Annotated in this window: 17 protein-coding genes; 11 read left to right on the forward strand and 6 right to left on the reverse strand. The window is 74.6% G+C overall.

All coding sequences use genetic code 11. The features are described from left to right. Together E4P41_RS13335 and E4P41_RS13340 are read left to right on the forward strand one after the other, a co-directional pair. The coding region (locus E4P41_RS13335; protein WP_209307705.1) for a trypsin-like peptidase domain-containing protein at positions 1 to 1247 on the forward strand (1247 nt) is incomplete at its 5' end. A 93-nt stretch (positions 1248 to 1340) separates the two neighbouring features. After that, a complete protein-coding gene (locus E4P41_RS13340; RefSeq protein ID WP_135141733.1) occupies positions 1341 to 1703 on the forward strand; it encodes a twin-arginine translocase TatA/TatE family subunit in 363 nt (120 codons plus the stop codon). Positions 1704 to 1808: 105 nt separating this feature from the next. Here E4P41_RS13340 and E4P41_RS13345 read toward each other — a convergent pair whose 3' ends face one another. Together E4P41_RS13345 and E4P41_RS13350 are read right to left on the reverse strand one after the other, a co-directional pair. Beyond that, complete coding sequence (locus E4P41_RS13345) at positions 1809 to 2960, reverse strand: Mrp/NBP35 family ATP-binding protein (RefSeq protein ID WP_135141734.1); 1152 nt, start codon at positions 2958 to 2960, stop codon at positions 1809 to 1811. 66 nt (positions 2961 to 3026) lie between these two features. Then, complete coding sequence (locus tag E4P41_RS13350; RefSeq protein WP_135141735.1) at positions 3027 to 4274, reverse strand: GGDEF domain-containing protein; 1248 nt, start codon at positions 4272 to 4274, stop codon at positions 3027 to 3029. A gap of 115 nt (positions 4275 to 4389) precedes the next feature. On the opposite strand from E4P41_RS13350, the gene E4P41_RS13355 reads away from it, so the two are divergent. Continuing rightward, on the forward strand, positions 4390 to 5085 hold the full coding sequence (locus E4P41_RS13355; protein WP_135141736.1) for an AzlC family ABC transporter permease: 696 nt from the start codon (positions 4390 to 4392) through the stop codon (positions 5083 to 5085). Further along, entirely contained in the window at positions 5082 to 5399 is a 318-nt protein-coding gene (locus tag E4P41_RS13360; protein WP_135141737.1) for an AzlD domain-containing protein, read from the forward strand. The genes E4P41_RS13355 and E4P41_RS13360 overlap by 4 nt, the downstream gene beginning before the upstream one ends. Positions 5400 to 5410: 11 nt before the next feature. Here the strand turns inward: E4P41_RS13360 and E4P41_RS13365 are convergent, their stop codons facing one another. After that, complete coding sequence (locus E4P41_RS13365; RefSeq protein ID WP_135141738.1) at positions 5411 to 5932, reverse strand: DUF1003 domain-containing protein; 522 nt, start codon at positions 5930 to 5932, stop codon at positions 5411 to 5413. After that, on the reverse strand, positions 5925 to 7163 hold the full coding sequence (locus tag E4P41_RS13370; protein WP_135141739.1) for a CBS domain-containing protein: 1239 nt from the start codon (positions 7161 to 7163) through the stop codon (positions 5925 to 5927). Before E4P41_RS13370 ends, E4P41_RS13365 begins: the two co-directional genes overlap by 8 nt. A gap of 96 nt (positions 7164 to 7259) precedes the next feature. Here E4P41_RS13370 and E4P41_RS13375 point away from each other — a divergent pair, with 96 nt between their 5' ends. The 3 genes from E4P41_RS13375 (at position 7260) to E4P41_RS13385 (ending at position 10187) form a co-directional block, all read left to right on the forward strand. Beyond that, a complete protein-coding gene (locus E4P41_RS13375) occupies positions 7260 to 8129 on the forward strand; it encodes a PhzF family phenazine biosynthesis protein (protein WP_135141740.1) in 870 nt (289 codons plus the stop codon). Between the two features lie 59 nt (positions 8130 to 8188). After that, complete coding sequence (locus E4P41_RS13380) at positions 8189 to 9145, forward strand: DMT family transporter (protein ID WP_245177325.1); 957 nt, start codon at positions 8189 to 8191, stop codon at positions 9143 to 9145. A gap of 88 nt (positions 9146 to 9233) precedes the next feature. After that, positions 9234 to 10187, forward strand: a complete 954-nt coding sequence (locus tag E4P41_RS13385; protein ID WP_135141741.1) for a CoA ester lyase — start codon at positions 9234 to 9236, stop codon at positions 10185 to 10187. A gap of 76 nt (positions 10188 to 10263) precedes the next feature. Here the strand turns inward: E4P41_RS13385 and E4P41_RS13390 are convergent, their stop codons facing one another. After that, a complete protein-coding gene (locus tag E4P41_RS13390) occupies positions 10264 to 10719 on the reverse strand; it encodes a DUF4190 domain-containing protein (RefSeq protein ID WP_135141742.1) in 456 nt (151 codons plus the stop codon). Between the two features lie 151 nt (positions 10720 to 10870). Here E4P41_RS13390 and E4P41_RS13395 point away from each other — a divergent pair, with 151 nt between their 5' ends. Then, positions 10871 to 12070 carry an acyl-CoA dehydrogenase family protein gene (locus E4P41_RS13395; protein ID WP_135141743.1) on the forward strand — a complete coding sequence of 400 codons (1200 nt, stop codon included), beginning with the start codon at positions 10871 to 10873 and terminating at the stop codon, positions 12068 to 12070. A gap of 121 nt (positions 12071 to 12191) precedes the next feature. Here E4P41_RS13395 and E4P41_RS13400 read toward each other — a convergent pair whose 3' ends face one another. After that, a complete protein-coding gene (locus E4P41_RS13400; RefSeq protein ID WP_135141744.1) occupies positions 12192 to 12893 on the reverse strand; it encodes a DUF4230 domain-containing protein in 702 nt (233 codons plus the stop codon). Between the two features lie 176 nt (positions 12894 to 13069). Between E4P41_RS13400 and E4P41_RS13405 the strand changes: the two genes are divergently transcribed. The 3 genes from E4P41_RS13405 (at position 13070) to E4P41_RS13415 (ending at position 17242) form a co-directional block, all read left to right on the forward strand. Further along, positions 13070 to 14008 carry an NADP-dependent oxidoreductase gene (locus E4P41_RS13405; RefSeq protein ID WP_135141745.1) on the forward strand — a complete coding sequence of 313 codons (939 nt, stop codon included), beginning with the start codon at positions 13070 to 13072 and terminating at the stop codon, positions 14006 to 14008. Positions 14009 to 14060: 52 nt separating this feature from the next. Further along, positions 14061 to 15611 (forward strand): acetolactate synthase large subunit, encoded by a 1551-nt coding sequence (locus E4P41_RS13410; protein WP_135141746.1) that lies wholly within the window; start codon positions 14061 to 14063, stop codon positions 15609 to 15611. A 122-nt stretch (positions 15612 to 15733) separates the two neighbouring features. Beyond that, a complete protein-coding gene (locus tag E4P41_RS13415) occupies positions 15734 to 17242 on the forward strand; it encodes an esterase (RefSeq protein WP_135141747.1) in 1509 nt (502 codons plus the stop codon). Positions 17243 to 17366 lie beyond the last annotated feature (124 nt).

The following is a 17366-nucleotide window of genomic DNA, read 5'->3' on the forward strand; positions in this document are numbered from 1 at the left end:
TCCGGCCCGGACGGCGGCGCACCGCCACCGGCCCCTGGTGGAAGTCCGACGCCCGGTCCGACCCCTGGCGCGATCCGCACGCACCGGCCGGCCTCACCGGGCCGGCGGTGTTCGAGGAGCCCGAGCAGCAGACCGGCCCGGTCGTCGTCGACGCCAAGGGGCGCCGGCGGCTGCGGCTGGCCGACGTGTCGATCCGGCTGTCGGTCCTGGCCCTCTTGGCCGTGCTGCTGACCGGGCTGGTCGGTGGCGCGGCCGGCTACTGGCTCACCCGCACCGCCGACGAGACGCCGCTGCTGGCGCCCGGCACGCAGCTCAACGAGACCGACCGGGGCATCGCCCGTGAACCCGGCTCGGTGTCCGACATCGCGGAGCGGGTGACGCCGACCGTCGTCTCGGTCGAGGTCCGCATCGGCGAGGCCGGCGCCACCGGTTCCGGGGTCGTCATCGACGGCGCGAACGGCTACATCGTCACCAACAACCACGTCATCTCCGGCGCCGACGGCGTCGAGGGCGCCGAGATCCGCGCGGTCTTCTCCGACGGCAGCGGCTCGGCGGCGCGGATCGTCGGCCGCGACCCGGCCAGCGACCTCGCCGTCCTCAAGGTGGAGAAGCCCGGCCTGCTCACCGCAGCGCTCGGCGACTCCGACGACGTCGTCGTCGGCGACCCGGTGGTCGCCATCGGCTCGCCGCTGGGCCTGGCCAGCACGGTCACCAGCGGCATCGTCAGCGCGCTCGAGCGGCCGGTCCGGCTGGCCGGCGAGGGCAGCGACACCAATGCGGTGATCAGCGCGGTCCAGACCGACGCCCCGATCAACCCCGGCAACTCCGGCGGGGCGCTGGTCAACGGCGCCGGCGAGGTGATCGGCATCAACACCGCGATCGCCTCGGTCGGCGGCGGCAGCGTCGGCCTCGGCTTCGCCATCCCGATCGACACCGTGCGCGACATCGCCGAGCAGCTCATCGCCACCGGGCACGCGGTGCACGCCTCACTCGGTGTCAACGCCCGCTCGGTCACCGACGGCACCCGCGACGGCGCGCTGGTGATCAACGTCGAGCCGGGCAGCGCGGCGGCCGAGGCCGGCATCCGCGAGCAGGACGTCGTCATCGCCGTGGACGGCGAGCCGGTGGGCAGCTCGGAGGAGCTGGTCGTGGCGGTGGACTCCCACGAGCCGGGGGAGACCATCAGCCTCGAGGTGGTCCGGGGCGGCTCCTCGACGACGCTCGAGGCGACCCTCGACGAGGCCTGACCCCCTCATCAGGGGCACTGACCGCGACGCCATCGGAGCCTACGCTGGACCCGCGCGACGGCCGGCCGGGCGCACGAGGAGGGGGAGCAGCGCGTGTTCGACTCGATCGGCTGGGGCGAGATCGTCGTCCTGGCGCTCGCCGCGCTCTTCATCTTCGGGCCCGAGCGCCTGCCGGACCTGGCCAAGGACGCCGCCGCCGGGCTAAAGAAGGTGCGCTCGGCGCTCACCGGCGTCCGCGCGCAGGTCGACGAGTCCCTGGGTGACGATCTCGCCAAGCTGCGCGACCTCGACCTGCGCCAGTACCACCCGCGGACCTTCATCAGGAACCAGCTGCTCGGCGACGACGACGCCCCCCCGCGGGCCGGCGGCGCGACGGCCGCGACCACCATGGCCGCCGCTGCCGCTCGGACGCGGAGCCCCTCCGCCCCGCCCCCGTTCGACCCCGACGCGACGTAGTCGGGAAGCTCTTGCGGTCGTCTGCCTGCTCTTGCGGCGCCGCACCACCGCAGGAGCACGCGAAACACCGCAAGAGTCGCCGAGAGGCTCTCTCGGCGGGTCAGCTCAGTGACGGACCGGGGTGAGCCCCAGCGACATGCCCGACAGCCCGCGCTGGCGGGTGGCCAACGTGTCGGCGACGGCGGCCAGCGCCCGCGCGGCCGGCGACTCCGGCTCGGCCAGCACGACCGGCGCACCGGCGTCCCCGGCCTCGCGGACCCGCGTGTCCAGCGGGATCTGACCCAGCAGCGGCACCCGGGCACCGAGCGTGCGGGTGAGCGCGTCGGAGACCGCCTCGCCGCCGCCGGAGCCGAAGATCTCCATGCGGGAGCCGTCGGGCAGGTCCAGCCACGACATGTTCTCGATGACGCCGACCACCTGCTGGTGGGTCTGGGTGGCGATGGCGCCGGCCCGCTCGGCGACCTCGGCGGCGGCCTGCTGCGGCGTCGTCACCACCAAGATCTCGGCGTTGGGTAGCAGCTGGGCGATGGAGATGGCCACGTCGCCGGTGCCGGGCGGCAGGTCCAGCAGCAGGACGTCGAGGTCGCCCCACCACACGTCGGCGAGGAACTGCTGCAGCGCGCGGTGCAGCATCGGTCCGCGCCACACGACCGGGGTGTTGCCCGGGGTGAACATGCCGATCGAGATGACCTTCACGCCGTAGGCCTGCGGCGGCATGATCATGTTGTCGACCTGGGTCGGCTTGTCGTCGACCCCGAGCATCCTTGGCACCGAGTGGCCGTAGATGTCGGCGTCCACGACGCCCACCGACAGGCCGCGCCTGGCCAGCGCCGCCGCCAGGTTGACGGTGACGCTGGACTTGCCGACGCCACCCTTGCCGGAGGCGACCGCGTAGACGCGGGTCAGCGAGCCCGGCTGGGCGAACGGGATGACCGGGTCGGCGGCGTCGGTGCCGCGCACGGTGCGGCGCAGCTCGGCGCGCTGCTCGTCGCTCATCACGTCCAGGCCCACCTGCACCGAGGTGACCCCGGGGACGGCGGAGACGGCCTGGGTGACCCGGTTGGTGATCGTCTCGCGCATCGGGCAGCCGGAGACGGTCAGGTAGACCTCGACGCGGACCGAGCCGTCGGGGCCGATCTGCACGTCCTTGACCATGCCCAGCTCCGGCAGCGGGCGGTTGATCTCCGGGTCCTGCACGGTGGCCAGGGCGGCGTTGACGGCGTCGAGCGCCGGCGCGCCGGTGGGCGGGGCGGACATCGTTGCGGCAGTCTCCTTCGGCGGGGGACCCGGTCCGGTCCGCCGAGGAGCGGCGGGGACCTGCGTTCACGGGCCTGCTGCCACTGTACGGCCGCACGCGCCGCCGGCTGCTGCCCGGAGGGTGATCTCCCGCGCAGGGGCTCCGGCCGCTCGGCCGACGGACAGGGGGGCCGTCGGCGTCGGAAGGCCTGCCCAGACGGCGTTGCGGGTGACCTTGGCGCGGTACAGGTGCGCGTCCGCCTCGGCGGTCAGCCGCTCCGGCACCGCGGCGTCCCCGGATGCGACGGCCACGCCCAGGGACAGCGTCAGGGAGCCCGGCCCGGAGCCGGCCAGGCCGATGCGGAGGGCGGCGCCGCGCAGCTCCTCGGCGAGGGCGACCGCGCGGCCGAGATCGCTGCCGGGCAGGAGGACGGCCAGCTCGTCGCCGCCCAGGCGCGCGACGACGTCCCCGGCCCGGACCCGTGAGGTGATCGCCGCGGCGATCAGCCGGAGGGCCTCGTCGCCGCCGCCGTGCCCGTGCTCGTCGTTGACCTGCTTGAAGCGGTCGACGTCGACGAGGACGACGACCAGCGGGGTGCCGGCCTCCCGGGCCGCGGCACAGGCCGCCGCCAGTTCGGCGTCCCACCGGCGGCGGTTGGCCAGGCCGGTGAGCGGGTCCTCGTGGCTGAGCCGCTCCAGGCGGGTGAGCAGCGCCCGGGTGCGCTCCTGCTCGCGCTCGAGCCGGATGCGGGCGGTCGACTCCCGGGTGGCGAGCCGGTACCGCTGGTGGTGGGCGAGCACGCCGACACCGGACGCGGTGACGAGATAGATCGCGGCCGCGAGCAGGTCCTCCGTCGGCATCGACGTGGGCGCGGTGAGGGCGGCGACCCCGAAGGCCACCCACGTCACGCCGACCAGGGCACCGGTCCACACCGGCCGGGCCACCAGGAGGCAGCCGCTGGCGTAGACCGCGAGGGTGAAGCCGAGCAGGTAGAACTCCACGTGCTCCACGCGCGGGACCATCCAGGCGATCTCGGCCTGCACCGTGGCGAGGACCGCGCAGGCGAGCAGCTCCGGCTGCCGGCGTCCGAGGGGGTGTCGCCACAGGAGCCAGACGGCCGCGACCATGGGGACGAGGCAGCCCAGCCGGACGGCGATGAAGACCCGCGCGACCCGCGGCTCGAGCAGCACGTCGAAACCGGACCAGGCGGGGACGACGAACACCGCCAGCGCGGACGTCCACAGCGCCGACTCCCGGGCACGGGCCAGCCGGTCCTCGGCGAGGGTGGGCCGGTGGCGCAGTGGCGGGGCACCGGACGGGGAGCGAACGGACACGCCGCTCCATCGGAACGCTGCGGTTCCGGCTGAGCCCTCGCGGCAGGAACGTCCCCCCTCCGGGGGATGCGGCAGCCGTCCGGGGGCGCTCCGGGCCCCGGATAGCCTCGCTGCCGTGTCCGCCGCCCGCACCGCGACCCTGCGCGACGCCGTCGGGTTGGGCCTGGCGGTGGGCCTCTACGGCGTGGCCTTCGGCGCCGCCGCCGACGCGGCCGGCCTGCACGTGTGGCAGGCGTTCGTGATGTCCGCGGTGATGTTCACCGGTGCCTCGCAGTTCGCCCTGGTCGGCGTCCTCGGGGCGGGCGGCGGGGGGCCGGCCGCGATCGGCAGTGCGCTCCTGCTGGGCACCCGCAACACCGTCTACGGCGTCCGGCTGCTGCCGCTGCTGCGGCCGGCCGGCGTCCTGCCGCGGGTCGGCGCGGCGCACTGGGTGATCGACGAGACGACGGCCCTGGCGGTGGCCGCACCCGATCGTCGGCTGGCCCGGCTCGCCTTCCTCGCCGGCGGCGCCACCCTCTACGTGACCTGGAACGCGACCACGGTGGTCGGCGCGCTCGGCGCGGCGGCCCTCGGGGAGACCGCACAGGCGGCGCTGGACGCCGTCGTCCCTGCCGCGTTCCTGGCGCTGCTGTGGCCGCGGCTGCAGCGCGGTTTCCCCGAGGCGGCGGCGCAGCGGAGGGTCGCCCTCGGCGGCGCGGTCGTCGCCCTCCTGCTCACCCCGGTCGTGCCGCCCGGGGTCCAGGTCGTCGCGGCGGTGGTCGCCGTGGCGCTGGCCGGGCGGCCGCGCCGGGGGGCGGCGGTGCCGCGGTGACCGACGGGACGCTCTGGGCGGTGGTGGTCGCCGCCTCCGTGGGCTGCTACCTGCTGAAGCTGGCCGGGCTCTCGGTTCCGGCCGCGTGGGTGCAGCGGCCGTGGACCACCCGCGTCGTCGACTTCGTCCCGGCGGCGCTGCTGGCCGCGCTGGTCGCCGTCCAGGCGGCCACGGCGGGTCCGGCTCTGGCGGCCGACGGGCGGCTGGCCGGGCTGGCGGTCGCGGCGCTCGCGCTGGCGCTGCGCGCGCCGTTCATCGTCGTCCTCGTGCTGGCGGGAGCGACCGGCGCACTGGTGCACGTCCTGACCGGCTGAGGCCGGTCCGCTCAGCCGGCCGCCTCGCGGGCGGCGGCCTCGCGCTTGCGCGCCTTCCTCTCCTCCCGCCGCTGCGCCTCGTCCTCGGTCAGCCGGTTGAGCTCGCTGCGGATGAAGTCGCGGGTGGCGAGCTCGCCGATGGCGACGCGCAGCGCGGCCAGCTCGCGGGCCAGGTACTCCGTGTCGGCGCGGGTCTGCGCGGCCCGGGCGCGGTCCTCCTCGGCCTGCACCCGGTCGCGGTCGGCCTGCCGGTTCTGCGCCAGCAGGATCAGCGGCGCGGCGTAGGCGGCCTGGGTGGAGAAGGCCAGGTTGAGCAGGATGAAGGGGTAGGGGTCCCACTGCAGCCGGACGGCGAAGACGTTGAGCAGGATCCAGACGACCACGACCACCGTCTGGACGGCGAGGAAGCGGCCGGTGCCCAGGAAGCGGGCGATGCCCTCGGCGAACCGGCCGACCGCGTCGGGGTCCAACCGGAGGAAGCTGCCGAAGCCGCGCGCCCCGCGGGGGACGTCGAGCCGGCGGCCCTCAGCCACGCCGGGCCCGCTCGCGCCAGTCGTCGGGCAGCAGGTGGTCGAGCACGTCGTCCACGCTCACCGCGCCCACCAGCCGGCCCTGGGCGTCGACGACCGGGGCAGCGACCAGGTTGTAGGTGGCGAAGTAGCGGGTCACCTCGGCCAGCGGCGCCTCCGGCCGCAGCGGCTCCATGTCGTCGAGCACCCCGCTGACCAGGGTGGACGGTGGTTCGCGCAGCAGCCGCTGGATGTGCGCCAGGCCCAGGTAGCGGCCGGTCGGGGTGGCCGACGGCGGCCGGCACACGTAGACCTGGGTGGCCAGGGCGGGGGTCAGCTCCGGCTCGCGCGCGCGCGCGAGAGCTTCGGCGATCGTGGCGTCCGGGGTGAGGATCACCGGCTCGCTGGTCATGATGCCGCCGGCGGTGTCCTCGGTGTACTGCAGCAGCTGGCGCACCGGCTCGGCCTCGTCGGGCTCCATGAGCTCCAGCAGCCGGTTGCGGTCGACGTTGGACAGCTCGGCCAGCAGGTCGGCGGCGTCGTCGGGGTCCATGACCTCGAGCACGTCGGCTGCCCGCTTCTCGTCCAGCGTGCCGAGGATGGTGATCTGGTCGCCCTCCGGCAGCTCCCCCAGCACGTCCGCCAGCCGCGCGTCGTCGAGGGCCTCGGCCACCTCGTGCCGCCGCTTGATCGGCAGGTCCTGCAGCGCGTGCGCCAGGTCGGCGGCGTTGAGCTCGCGGTAGGTCGCGATCAGCGTCTCGGCGCCCTGACCGGTCTGCGGCAGGGCCAGCCCGGTCACCTCGTCCCAGGCGAGCTGGTGCAGCTGCCCGCGCCGGCCCAGCCGGCCCGGCTCCTGGACGGCGAGCCGGGAGAGCACCCAGTCGCCGGTGCGGGTCTGCTCCATGCCGGCGTCGACGACGGCGGCCGGCCTCCCGGACTCGGCCACCTGCACCCGCCGGTCGAGCAGCTCGCCGAGCACGAGGGTCTCGCCGCGCCGCTGCTCGAAGCGCTTGAGGTTCAGCGTGCCGGAGCCGAGCACCACGGCACCCGGGTCCACCGCGGTCACCCGGCCCATCGGCACGAAGATCCGGCGGCGGGCGACCACCTCGACGACCAGGCCGAGCACGCGCGGAGCCGCGGTGCCCACCCGCAGGGCCACCACCACGTCGCGGACCTTGCCCACGCGGTCGCCGTTGGGGTCGAAGACGGGCAGCCCGGCGAGCCGGGAGACGTACGCCCTGGTCGCCGTGGTCACGGATCCTCCTCGCTGGCGCTCGTCGGCTCCGTGCCGCACGGCTGTGTCCTTGCGGGACCTCGCAAGCTCGGTCCCGGGTGAGGCTACCGTCGGGCCGTGTCGCCCTCCGGAGAGCTCGACTACGAGGTCGTCGACGTGTTCGCGCCACGCGCCTTCGCCGGCAACCCGCTGGCCGTGGTGCTCGACGCCGACGACCTGAGCACCGAGCAGTGCCAGGCACTGGCGAACGAGTTCCACCTCTCGGAGACGTCGTTCCTCTCCGCGCCCGAGGCCGGGGACGCCGACTACCGGGTCCGGATCTTCACGCCCTACGCCGAGCTGCCCTTCGCCGGGCACCCCAGCGTCGGCGCGGCGCACGTGCTGGTGCGCACCGGCCGGCTGGCCGCCGGGACGCTGCGCCAGGAGTGCGGCGCCGGCGTCCTCGACGTGGTGGTCGACGAGGACGGCGCGACCCTCTCCGGCGGCCGCCCCACGCTCGAGGACGGGCCCGACCCCGCCGCCCTGGTCGAGGCGGTGGGGCTCGCGGCCGCCGACGCCGCCGGGGTTCCCGCGCACGTCGCCGGCTGCGGCCTGCCTTTCACGTTCCTCGCGGTGCGCCCCGAGGTCGTCGACGCCGCCGCACCGGTCCCCGCGCTGCTCGGCGGGCGGGGCGTGGGTGAGGGCGTCTCGGTGCTCTCGTGGGACGCCGCGACCTCGACCGCCCGGGCGCGGGTGTTCGCCGCCGACCTGGCCTGGGGCGAGGACCCCGCCACCGGCTCGGCGGCGCTCGGCACCGGCGTCTGGCTGGTCGCGGCCGGCCTACTGGCGCCCGACGGGACGTCGTCCTACGTCGTCTCCCAGGGCGAGGCGATGGGGCGGCCGTCCGTTCTCTCCTGCACGGTGACCGCCTCCGGGGGGCGGGCGGTCGCGGCGACGGTCCGGGGCGCGGTGGTGCCGGTCGCGCGCGGCCGCATCCGGGTGCCTTGAAAGAGGACCCCCCTGCCCCCCACGGCCCCGTCCCGGGTCCCGCCCCGAGTTCGCGAAGGGTGGGGAGGACGGGGTCCTTCAACCTGGAGGAGGGCCGCGGGGCCGTCGCCGGCGCCTGGGCGCTGCACCGGCCGGGTGGGCGGGACGTCGGGATCATGGCGGTCGCCGTCATCGGCATCTCGCTGTCGGCGCCGCTGACCACGATGCTGACCGCCCCGATGCTCGCGCTGGCCTTCTGGCGCAACCTCGGCGGAGCCACGGCGCTGCTGCCGGTGCTCCTGCTGCGCGAGCGGTCGGTGCTGCTGGGCCTGCGGTCGGGCGACCTGGCCAGCTCCGTCGTCGCCGGGCTGTTCCTCGCCGCGCACTTCGCCGCGTGGCTGCCCAGCCTGTCGATGACGACGGTCGCGGCCTCGACCGCGCTGGTCACCACCACCCCGGTCTGGACGGCGCTGGCCGCGCGCGCCAGCGGGGTCCGGCTGCCCGCGACGACCTGGTGGGGGCTGGTGCTGGCGGTGCTCGGCGTGGCGCTGATCGCCGGGGTCGACGTCACGGTCAGCCTGCGCGCCCTCGCCGGGGACGCGCTGGCGCTGCTCGGCGCGATCTGTGCCGGCGGGTACGTGCTGGCCGGCGCGCGGGCCCGGCAGCGGCTGTCCACCTCGGCGTACGCGGTGGTCTGCTACTCGGTGTGCGCCGCGACGATCGCCGTCGCCGCGGCCGTCGTCGGCAACCCGCTCGTCGGCTTCTCCGCGCGGGACTGGCTGCTCATCGCTGCCATCACCGTCTGCGCCCAGTTGCTCGGGCACACGCTGTTCAACCTGCTGCTCTCCTCGGTCGGCCCGACCATGGTCAGCCTGGTGATCCTGCTGGAGGTGCCCGGCGCGCTGCTGTTCGCCCTCGTGCTGCTGCAGCAGGTGCCGCCGCTCCTCGCGCTGCCCGGCCTGGTGCTGGTCGTCGTCGGCGTCGCCCTGGTGGTCCGGGCCAGCCGTCCGGCGGGGCTGGCCGAGCCCGGCACCTGAGCGCCTCGGAGGCCCCTGGCTACTCTCCGGTGGAACCCGACCCCGAGCTGAGTGTTCCACCCACCCACACCACCCCGACGGAGGCACCGTGGCCGAGCTCCGATCCCGCCGTTCCAACCTCGCCGTCCCCGGCAGCAACCCGCGCTTCCTGGAGAAGGCCAAGGGCCTGGGCGCCGACCAGGTCTTCCTCGACCTCGAGGACGCCTGCGCGCCGCTGGCCAAGCCCGGTGCCCGCAAGAACATCGTCGCGGCCCTCAACGAGGGTGGCTGGGGCGACAAGATCCGCACCGTCCGGGTCAACGACTGGACGACGGAGTGGACCTACCGCGACGTGATCGAGGTCGTGGAGGGCGCGGGGGCCAACCTCGACTGCATCATGCTGCCGAAGGTGGTCGACGCGCACCAGGTCGCGGCCCTGGACTTCCTGCTCACCCAGGTCGAGAAGGCCAACGGGCTCGAGGTCGGCCGGATCGGCATCGAGGCGCAGATCGAGACCGCGCAGGGCCTGATCAACGTCAACGACATCGCGTTCGCCAGCCCGCGGATCGAGACGATCATCTTCGGTCCGGCCGACTTCATGGCCAGCATCAACATGAAGTCGCTGGTGGTCGGCGCCCTGCACCCGGACTACGCGGGCGACCCGTTCCACTACATCCTCATGCAGATCCTCATGGCCGCCCGCGCCCGCGGCGTGCAGGCCATCGACGGCCCCTTCCTGCAGGTGCGCGACGTGGACGCCTTCCGCGAGGTCGCCAAGCGGTCCGCCGTCCTGGGCTTCGACGGCAAGTGGGTGCTGCACCCGGGCCAGGTCGAGGCGGCCAACGAGATCTACTCGCCGTCCCAGGAGGACTACGACCACGCCGAGCTGATCCTCGACGCCTACGACTGGTCGACCTCGGAGGCCGGCGGCAAGAAGGGCTCGGCGATGCTCGGCGACGAGATGATCGACGAGGCCAGCCGCAAGATGGCGCTGGTCATCGCGGGCAAGGGTCGCGCCGCCGGCATGCAGCGGACGTCGTCCTTCACCCCGCCGGAGGGCTGAGCCCGCCCGAGGCACGGGAGGCTCTCCCTACGTGCTGAGCCCGCAGACGTGGGAAGGGCCTCCCGTGCCTCGGCGCCTATGGCGCGAAGCCTCCCGAGCCGACCGAGGCCAGGGCGACGACGAAGAACACGAAGCCGAGCACGACGACGGCGGTGCCGAGGCCGCCCACGATGATCCCGGCCAGGGCCAGGCCGTCGCCTTCCTCCTGGGTCTCCCGGATCTGCCGGCGCGCGACGATGCCGAGCACCAGCCCGACCGGGCTGAAGACGAACGCCATCACCAGCGCCAGGATCGCCATGGTGTTGGTCGGCCGCCGGTAGCCGCCGGGAGGGTAGCCGTAGCCGTACCCGGGCGGGGGACCGTAGCCCGGTGGCGGGCCGTACCCGGGCTGGGCGCCGTACCCGGGCTGGGCGCCGTACCCGGGCGGCGGGCCGTACCCGGGCGGCGGGTACCCAGGGGGCCGCTGTTCCTCTCCGCCCTGTGACCGAGCTGCGGGGTCGGGGCCGCCGCGGTGGGCGTCGTCCTGCGTCATCGTCGTCCTCGCTCGGTCGTGGAGTGGGCTCTGTGGGAATGCTGGACGGGCCACGCCCCCGGAGGTGACCGGGCACACGCGGACGGCGACCGCCGGTGGCCCATACTGCCCGGTAACCACGGACAACCGGAGTCCCCGGAGGAGCGACGCGATGACCCGTCTGGCGCAGACCGCCGACCTGACCGACGTCCAGCAGGAGATCCTGTCGACCGTCAGGAGTTTCGTCGACAAGGAGATCGTTCCGCACGCGCAGGAGCTCGAGCACGCCGACGCCTATCCGCAGGAGATCGTCGACGGGCTCAAGGAGCTGGGGATCTTCGGCCTGACCATTCCCGAGGAGTTCGGTGGCCTGGGCGAGTCGCTGCTGACCTACGCGCTGGTGGTCGAGGAGATCGCCCGCGGCTGGATGAGCGTCTCCGGCGTCATCAACACCCACTTCATCGTCGCCTACATGGTGATGCAGCACGGCACCCGGGAGCAGAAGGAGCGCCTGTTGCCGCGGATGGCCATCGGCGAGGTGCGCGGGGCCTTCTCGATGTCCGAGCCGGGGCTGGGCTCCGACGTCGCCGGCATCCGCACCAAGGCCACGAAGCAGGCCGACGGCGACTACGTTCTCGACGGCCAGAAGATGTGGCTGACCAACGGCGGGTCCTCCACGCTGGTCGCGGCGCTGGTGCGCACCGACGAGGGCGCGGAGAAGGCCCACCAGAACCTCACGACCTTCCTGGTCGAGAAGCCGGCCGGCTTCGGCGAGGTCGTTCCCGGGATCACCATCCCCGGCAAGATCGACAAGATGGGCTACAAGGGCGTCGACACCACCGAGCTCGTCTTCGACGGTTACCGGGCCAGGGCCGGCGACATCCTCGGCGGGGCGCCCGGGCGGGGCTTCGCCCAGATGATGGACGGTGTCGAGGTCGGCCGGGTCAACGTCGCCGCCCGCGGCTGCGGCATCGCGATCCGCGCCTTCGAGCTGGCCATCGCCTACGCCCAGCAGCGGGAGACCTTCGGCAAGCCGATCGCCGCCCACCAGGCGATCGCGTTCAAGCTTGCCGAGATGGCGACCAAGGTCGAGGCCGCGCACGCGATGATGGTGCGCGCCGCCCGGCTCAAGGACGCCGGCGCGCGCAACGACGTCGAGGCCGGCATGGCCAAGCTGCTGGCCAGCGAGTACGCCGCCGAGGTGACCCAGGAGTCGTTCCGCATCCACGGCGGCTACGGCTACTCCAAGGAGTACGAGATCGAGCGGCTCATGCGCGAGGCGCCGTTCCTGCTCATCGGCGAGGGCACCAGCGAGATCCAGAAGACCATCATCAGCCGGGGCCTGCTCAAGGACTACGCCCTCAAGCGCTGAACGAGGAACCCCCTACGGGGTCCCGCCCAACTGAGCCTGCGAAGGCGTGAGGCCCCGTCCAGAGGCTCGCCGCGAGCATGCGAGCGGGGAGGGGGGACGGGGTCCTTCCGGGGGTCCTTTCTCAGCCGGCGCTGTCGGCGGGCTCCTCGAAGCGGACCTCGACGTCGTCGACGCCGAGCGACCGGGCGAGGCCGGTCAGCATCGCCCGGGTGTTGCTCTCGGCGCGCTCGCGCAGGTCGCTGGCCGCGGCCGCGGCGGCCAGCCGGTCCTCCGCCAGTGCGTACAGCTCGCTGTCGTCGACGGGGTCGTCGCCGAACGCGTCGCCGACCCGCTCGAACAGCCCGCGGTCGCGGTCGAGGACCCGGCTCTCCTCGGGGTCGATCCGCACCTCGCCCAGGCGCGGGGCCGGCAACGCGATGGTGGCGGAGGTGCCGTCGGGCGAGAGGGCGACCCGGCCGGCGTCCAGACCCTCGAGGTCGACGTACGCGTCGGCGGTCCCGGTGGCGAGGAAGCTGACCCGCTCCCCGCTGATCACCGACGGCACGTACCGGGTGTCGTCCTCGCGGTCGACGACGACCTGGAAGGTGCCGGTCGCGGCGTGGTACTCGTGCAGGTCCTCGAGGGCCAGCAGCAGCGGGGTGGTGCTGCGGTCGACGACGTCCTGCCCGAACAGGTCGAGCGCCAGCCAGTCGGCCAGCTGCGTGCCGAGCGGCACGAGCACGACCAGGCCGATGCCGGCCGCGGCGAGCCGGCGGGGGACGCGTCGGCGGCGGCGCGGGGCCGGGTCGAGGGAGACGGGGCGGGACGGCAGCAGCGTGGGCATGCGCGGCCTCTCGGGGTCAGGGAATGAGATGCGGTGCGGTGCTCGCCCGCTCCAGCGACGGGTGTGCCCGCCCTCATTCCCCGACACGCGACGACACGCCGAAACCGCCGGGCGAACCAGCCGGCCGGCCGGGGCCCGATGGGCAGCGGCGGCACGCCGTCGGTCAGGGTGGGGGCGTGCGAGCTGTCGGAGTGACCGAGTTCGGTGGGCCGGAGGCCCTGCGCGTCGTCGACGTCCCGGCGGAGCCGCTGGGGCCCGGGCAGGTGCGGATGCGGGTGACCGCGGCCGCGGTGAGCCCCACCGACACCCATCTCCGCGAGGGCGCCTACGCGCGGCGGGACCCGGTGCAGGAGTTCCCGTACGTGCCGGGGATGGACGCCGCCGGCGTGCTGATCGAGGTCGGCCCGGACGTGGACACCGACCTGCGGGTGGGCGACCGGGTGATGGCGGTCGTGGTGCCCACCGGCGCGCACGGCGCCTACCGGGAGGACCTGGTGCTGCCGGCCGGCTCGGTGGTCCGGTCCCCGGCGGGCAGCACCGACGCCGAGGCCTCGACGCTGCCGATGAACGGGCTCACCGCGCGGCTGGCGCTGGACCTCATGGGCCTGCAGCCGGGCCAGGTGGTGGCGGTGACCGGGGCCGCGGGCGCCTTCGGCGGCTACGTCGTCCAGCTGGCCCGGGCCGACGGGCTGACCGTCGTCGCCGACGCGTCGGAGGCCGACGAGGAGCTGGTCCGCGACCTGGGCGCCGACGTCGTCGTCCGGCGGGGGGACGACGTCGCCGATCGGATCCGTTCGGAGTTCCCGGGAGGTGTCGACGGGCTGGCCGACGGCTCGGTGCAGGACGCGCTGGTGCTGCCGGCGGTGCGGGACGGCGGGGCGGTGGCGACCGTGCGCGGCTACCGGGGCACCGGCGAGCGGGACCTGCGCGTCCACCCGACCCTCGTGCGGCGGTACGCCGAGAACCGGGCGGCGCTCGACCGGCTGCGGGAGCAGGCCGGGCAGGGCGTGCTGACCCTCCGCGTGGCCCGGACCCTCCCGGCCGAGGAGGCCGCCGAGGCGCACCGGTTGCTGGCGCGCGGGGGCATCCGCGGGCGGTTGGTGCTGACGTTCTGACGCCTCGTGGCTGCGGTCGCACGGACTCGCGGTCCGTGCGAGGGTCGCGACCGTGAACGGCGCGCAGGCACTCATCCGGACCCTCGTCGGCGCGGGCGTCGACGTCTGCTTCGCCAATCCCGGCACGTCGGAGATGCACTTCGTCGCGGCGCTGGACGACGTCCCGGAGATGCGCGGTGTGCTGACGCTGTTCGAGGGCGTCGCGACCGGTGCCGCCGACGGCTACGCGCGGATGGCCGGGCGGCCGGCGGCGACGCTGCTGCACCTGGGCCCGGGGCTGGCCAACGGCCTGGCCAACCTGCACAACGCCCGGCGCGGCGGCGCGCCGCTGGTGAACGTCATCGGCGACCACGCCCGCTCGCACAAGCGGTTGGACGCGCCGCTGGAGTCCGACCTCGACGCCCTCGCCGGGGCGGTGTCGGGCTGGCTGCGCCGCTCGCTGTCGCCGGCCGACGTCGCGGCCGACGCCGCCGAGGCGGTGGCGCAGGCGGCCCGGCGCGGGATCGCCTCGCTGGTGCTACCCGCCGACGTCTCGTGGGAGGACGGCGCCGCGCCCGCCGACCCGGTGCCGGTCCGTCCGGCCCCGCGGGTGGCGTCGTCGGTGGTGGACGACGTGGCCGCGGTCCTGGCGTCCGGCGAGCCGGCGGTGCTCTTCCTCGGCGGGGACGTCGTGGCCAGCGAGGAGGCGCTCCTGGCCGCCGGGCGGGTCGCCGCCGGCACCGGCGCGCGCCTGATGGCCGAGACCTTCCCCGCGCGGATGGTCCGCGGCGCCGGGCTGCCGGACCTCGCCAAGCTGCCCTACCCGCCGGAGATGGCGATGGCCGCGCTGGCGGGGACCCGCCACCTGGTGCTCGCCGGAGCCACCGCGCCGGTCCACTTCTTCGCCTACCCGGGCCTGCCGGGGACGCCGGTGCCCGAGGACTGCACGGTGCACGTCCTCTCGGCGCCGGGGGAGGACGGCGTCGCCGCGGTGCAGGCGCTAGCCGAGGTCGCCGCGCCCGGCGCGCAGCCGGAGCTGCTGGAGGCGTCGCGGCCCGAACTGCCGTCCGGCCGGCTCACGCCACGGTCGATGGCGGCCGTCGTCGGGGCACTGCTGCCGGAGCGGGCGATCGTGGTCGACGAGGCACTCACCTCCGGCGTCGGCCTCACCGAGCTGACCTCGGGCGGGCCGCGGCACGACTGGCTGGCGCTGACCGGCGGGGCGATCGGCGACGGGCTGCCGATGGCCGTGGGCGCGGCGGTGGCCTGCCCGGACCGGCCGGTGGTCGTGCTGCAGGCCGACGGCAGCGCGATGTACACGATCCAGGCGCTGTGGACCATGGCCCGCGAGCAGCTCGACGTCACCGTCGTCCTCTGCGACAACGGCTCCTACGCGATCCTCGAGCACGAGCTGTCCCGGGTGGGTGCGGCGGAGGACGGCAAGCGCGCCGGGGAGCTGCTGCACCTGGGCGGTCCGTCGCTGGACTTCGTCGCGCTGGCGACCGGCATGGGGGTGCCCGCGACCCGGGCCACGACCACGGAGGAGCTGGCCGACCAGCTGCGGTCGGCGCTGGCCGCCCCGGGGCCGCACCTGGTCGACGCGGTGCTGCCCGGCCGTCGGTGACATGGCTGCGCGGGCCGTCGGTTCCGTGGCGATTCGCCGTCCGGCCTTGCACTGCCCGGGGCGCGCGAAGCAGAGTGCGAGGCGGTGACGTCCGTCACTCAGTGATCGAAGGAGCTCACTCCGTGTCCTTGCACCGCAATCGGTTCGTGCACCTCGCCGCCGCCACGTGCCTGAGCGTCGGCGCGGTCGCCGTCACCGGGACGCCCGCCCTGGCCGGGCCGCCCGACTCCGTGCAGCCGCCGGGCCGGGCGGAGGGGCACCCTCCGCCGGGATCGGAGGACTGGCAGCCGGTCCAGGAGTCCCCGAGGGAGCCGCTCTTCGACCTCGACTGGACGATCGCCGACCCTCGCTACGACTACAACGCGCGGACCGGTCAGCCGGGTGCCGAGTTCGTGCCGCTGACCGACGAGGCCGGGAACGAGCTCAGCAAGGTGCTCTACGGCGTGCACAAGGGGGCGGCCTACCGCATCGAGGTGCCCCTCGACTGGAACGGCGACGTCGTGTTCTGGGAGCACGGCTACCGCGGCACGGGCACCACCCTGTACGTCAGCGACCCGAGCTACGACCTGCGCCGCACCTACATCGAGAACGGGTACGCCTGGGCGGCGTCGTCCTACAGCGCCAACCGGTACGACATCGAGGCCGGCGTGCGGTCGACCGAGCAGCTCGCGAGGCTCTTCGACCGGCTGGTGGGCAAGGCCGACCAGCGGTACCTGCAGGGTGTCTCGATGGGCGGGCACGTCATCGGCGTGTTGCTGGAGCGCAACCGGGGTGTGGAGTGGGCCGGTGCCGCGCCGATGTGCGGCGTGATGGGAGACCGCGAGCTCTACGACTTCTTCCTCGACTACAACCTCCTGGCGCAGACACTGGCGGGGATCGACGCCTACCCGATCCCCGAGGACTACGTGAGCGACGTCGTGCCGAGGATCAAGGCCGAGCTGGGGACCCCGCTGCAGCCGACCCCGGTGTACTCGGGCCTCACCGAGGAGGGCGAGGTGTTCCGCGACCTGATCACCGCGATCTCCGGCGGCGAGCGCCCCGGTGACGACGAGGCATTCGGCTACTGGGAGGGGCAGAGCTTCGTCTACGGCGTCGTGGCCACCGAGCCCGGCGGTCTCGACGGGGTGGCGCCCGGTGCCGTCTGGTCGAACGTCGACACCGACTACCCGATCGACTACACGTTCGACGACGGGTCCACCCTCGACGAGCAGGTGGAGCGCGTGGCGCCGGCGCACCAGGCCCGGCGCAGCGGCCCGTCGGCGTACGTCCCGGACATCACGGGTGACTTCGACGTCCCGGTGCTGTCCATCCACACCCTGGGCGACTACTACGTGCCGTTCTCCATGCAGCAGTACTACGCGGCCGACGCCGCCGAGGAGGGCAACGCGGACCTGCTGGTGCAGCGGCCGATCCGGGCCGCCGGGCACTGCGAGTTCACCCCCGAGGAGGCGTCGGCGCAGTTCTTCGACCTCGTCGAGTGGGTGGACGAGGGCGTGGAGCCGGCGGGTGTCCCGGTGCTCGACCCGGAGGTGGTCGCCTCGCCCGACTACGGCTGCGCGTTCACCACTCCGGCCCGGACCGGCACGCGGGCGATGTACGACCCCTGCCCGGTCGCGACGGCCGGCGACTGACACCTCGCCGCGCAGGGCGTGAGAACAGAGGGCCTTCTCTCCCGCAGTGGGAGGGAGGGCCCTCTGCTCGTTGCGCGCGGATGGCGGTCCGATGGGAGGTCTCGGGTCGACCGACAACGTCGAG

The sequence above is a fragment of the Geodermatophilus sp. DF01-2 genome (assembly GCF_004571065.1).
Lineage (GTDB): Bacteria > Actinomycetota > Actinomycetes > Mycobacteriales > Geodermatophilaceae > Geodermatophilus.

Excerpts from the sequence above, each read along its gene's own strand:
- E4P41_RS13345 (WP_135141734.1), bottom strand. The coding sequence starts at position 2,960 with ATGTCCGCCCCGCCCACCGGCGCGCCGGCGCTCGACGCCGTCAACGCC.
- E4P41_RS13390 (WP_135141742.1), bottom strand. The coding sequence starts at position 10,719 with ATGACGCAGGACGACGCCCACCGCGGCGGCCCCGACCCCGCAGCTCGG.
- E4P41_RS13395 (WP_135141743.1), top strand. The coding sequence starts at position 10,871 with ATGACCCGTCTGGCGCAGACCGCCGACCTGACCGACGTCCAGCAGGAG.
- E4P41_RS13400 (WP_135141744.1), bottom strand. The coding sequence starts at position 12,893 with ATGCCCACGCTGCTGCCGTCCCGCCCCGTCTCCCTCGACCCGGCCCCG.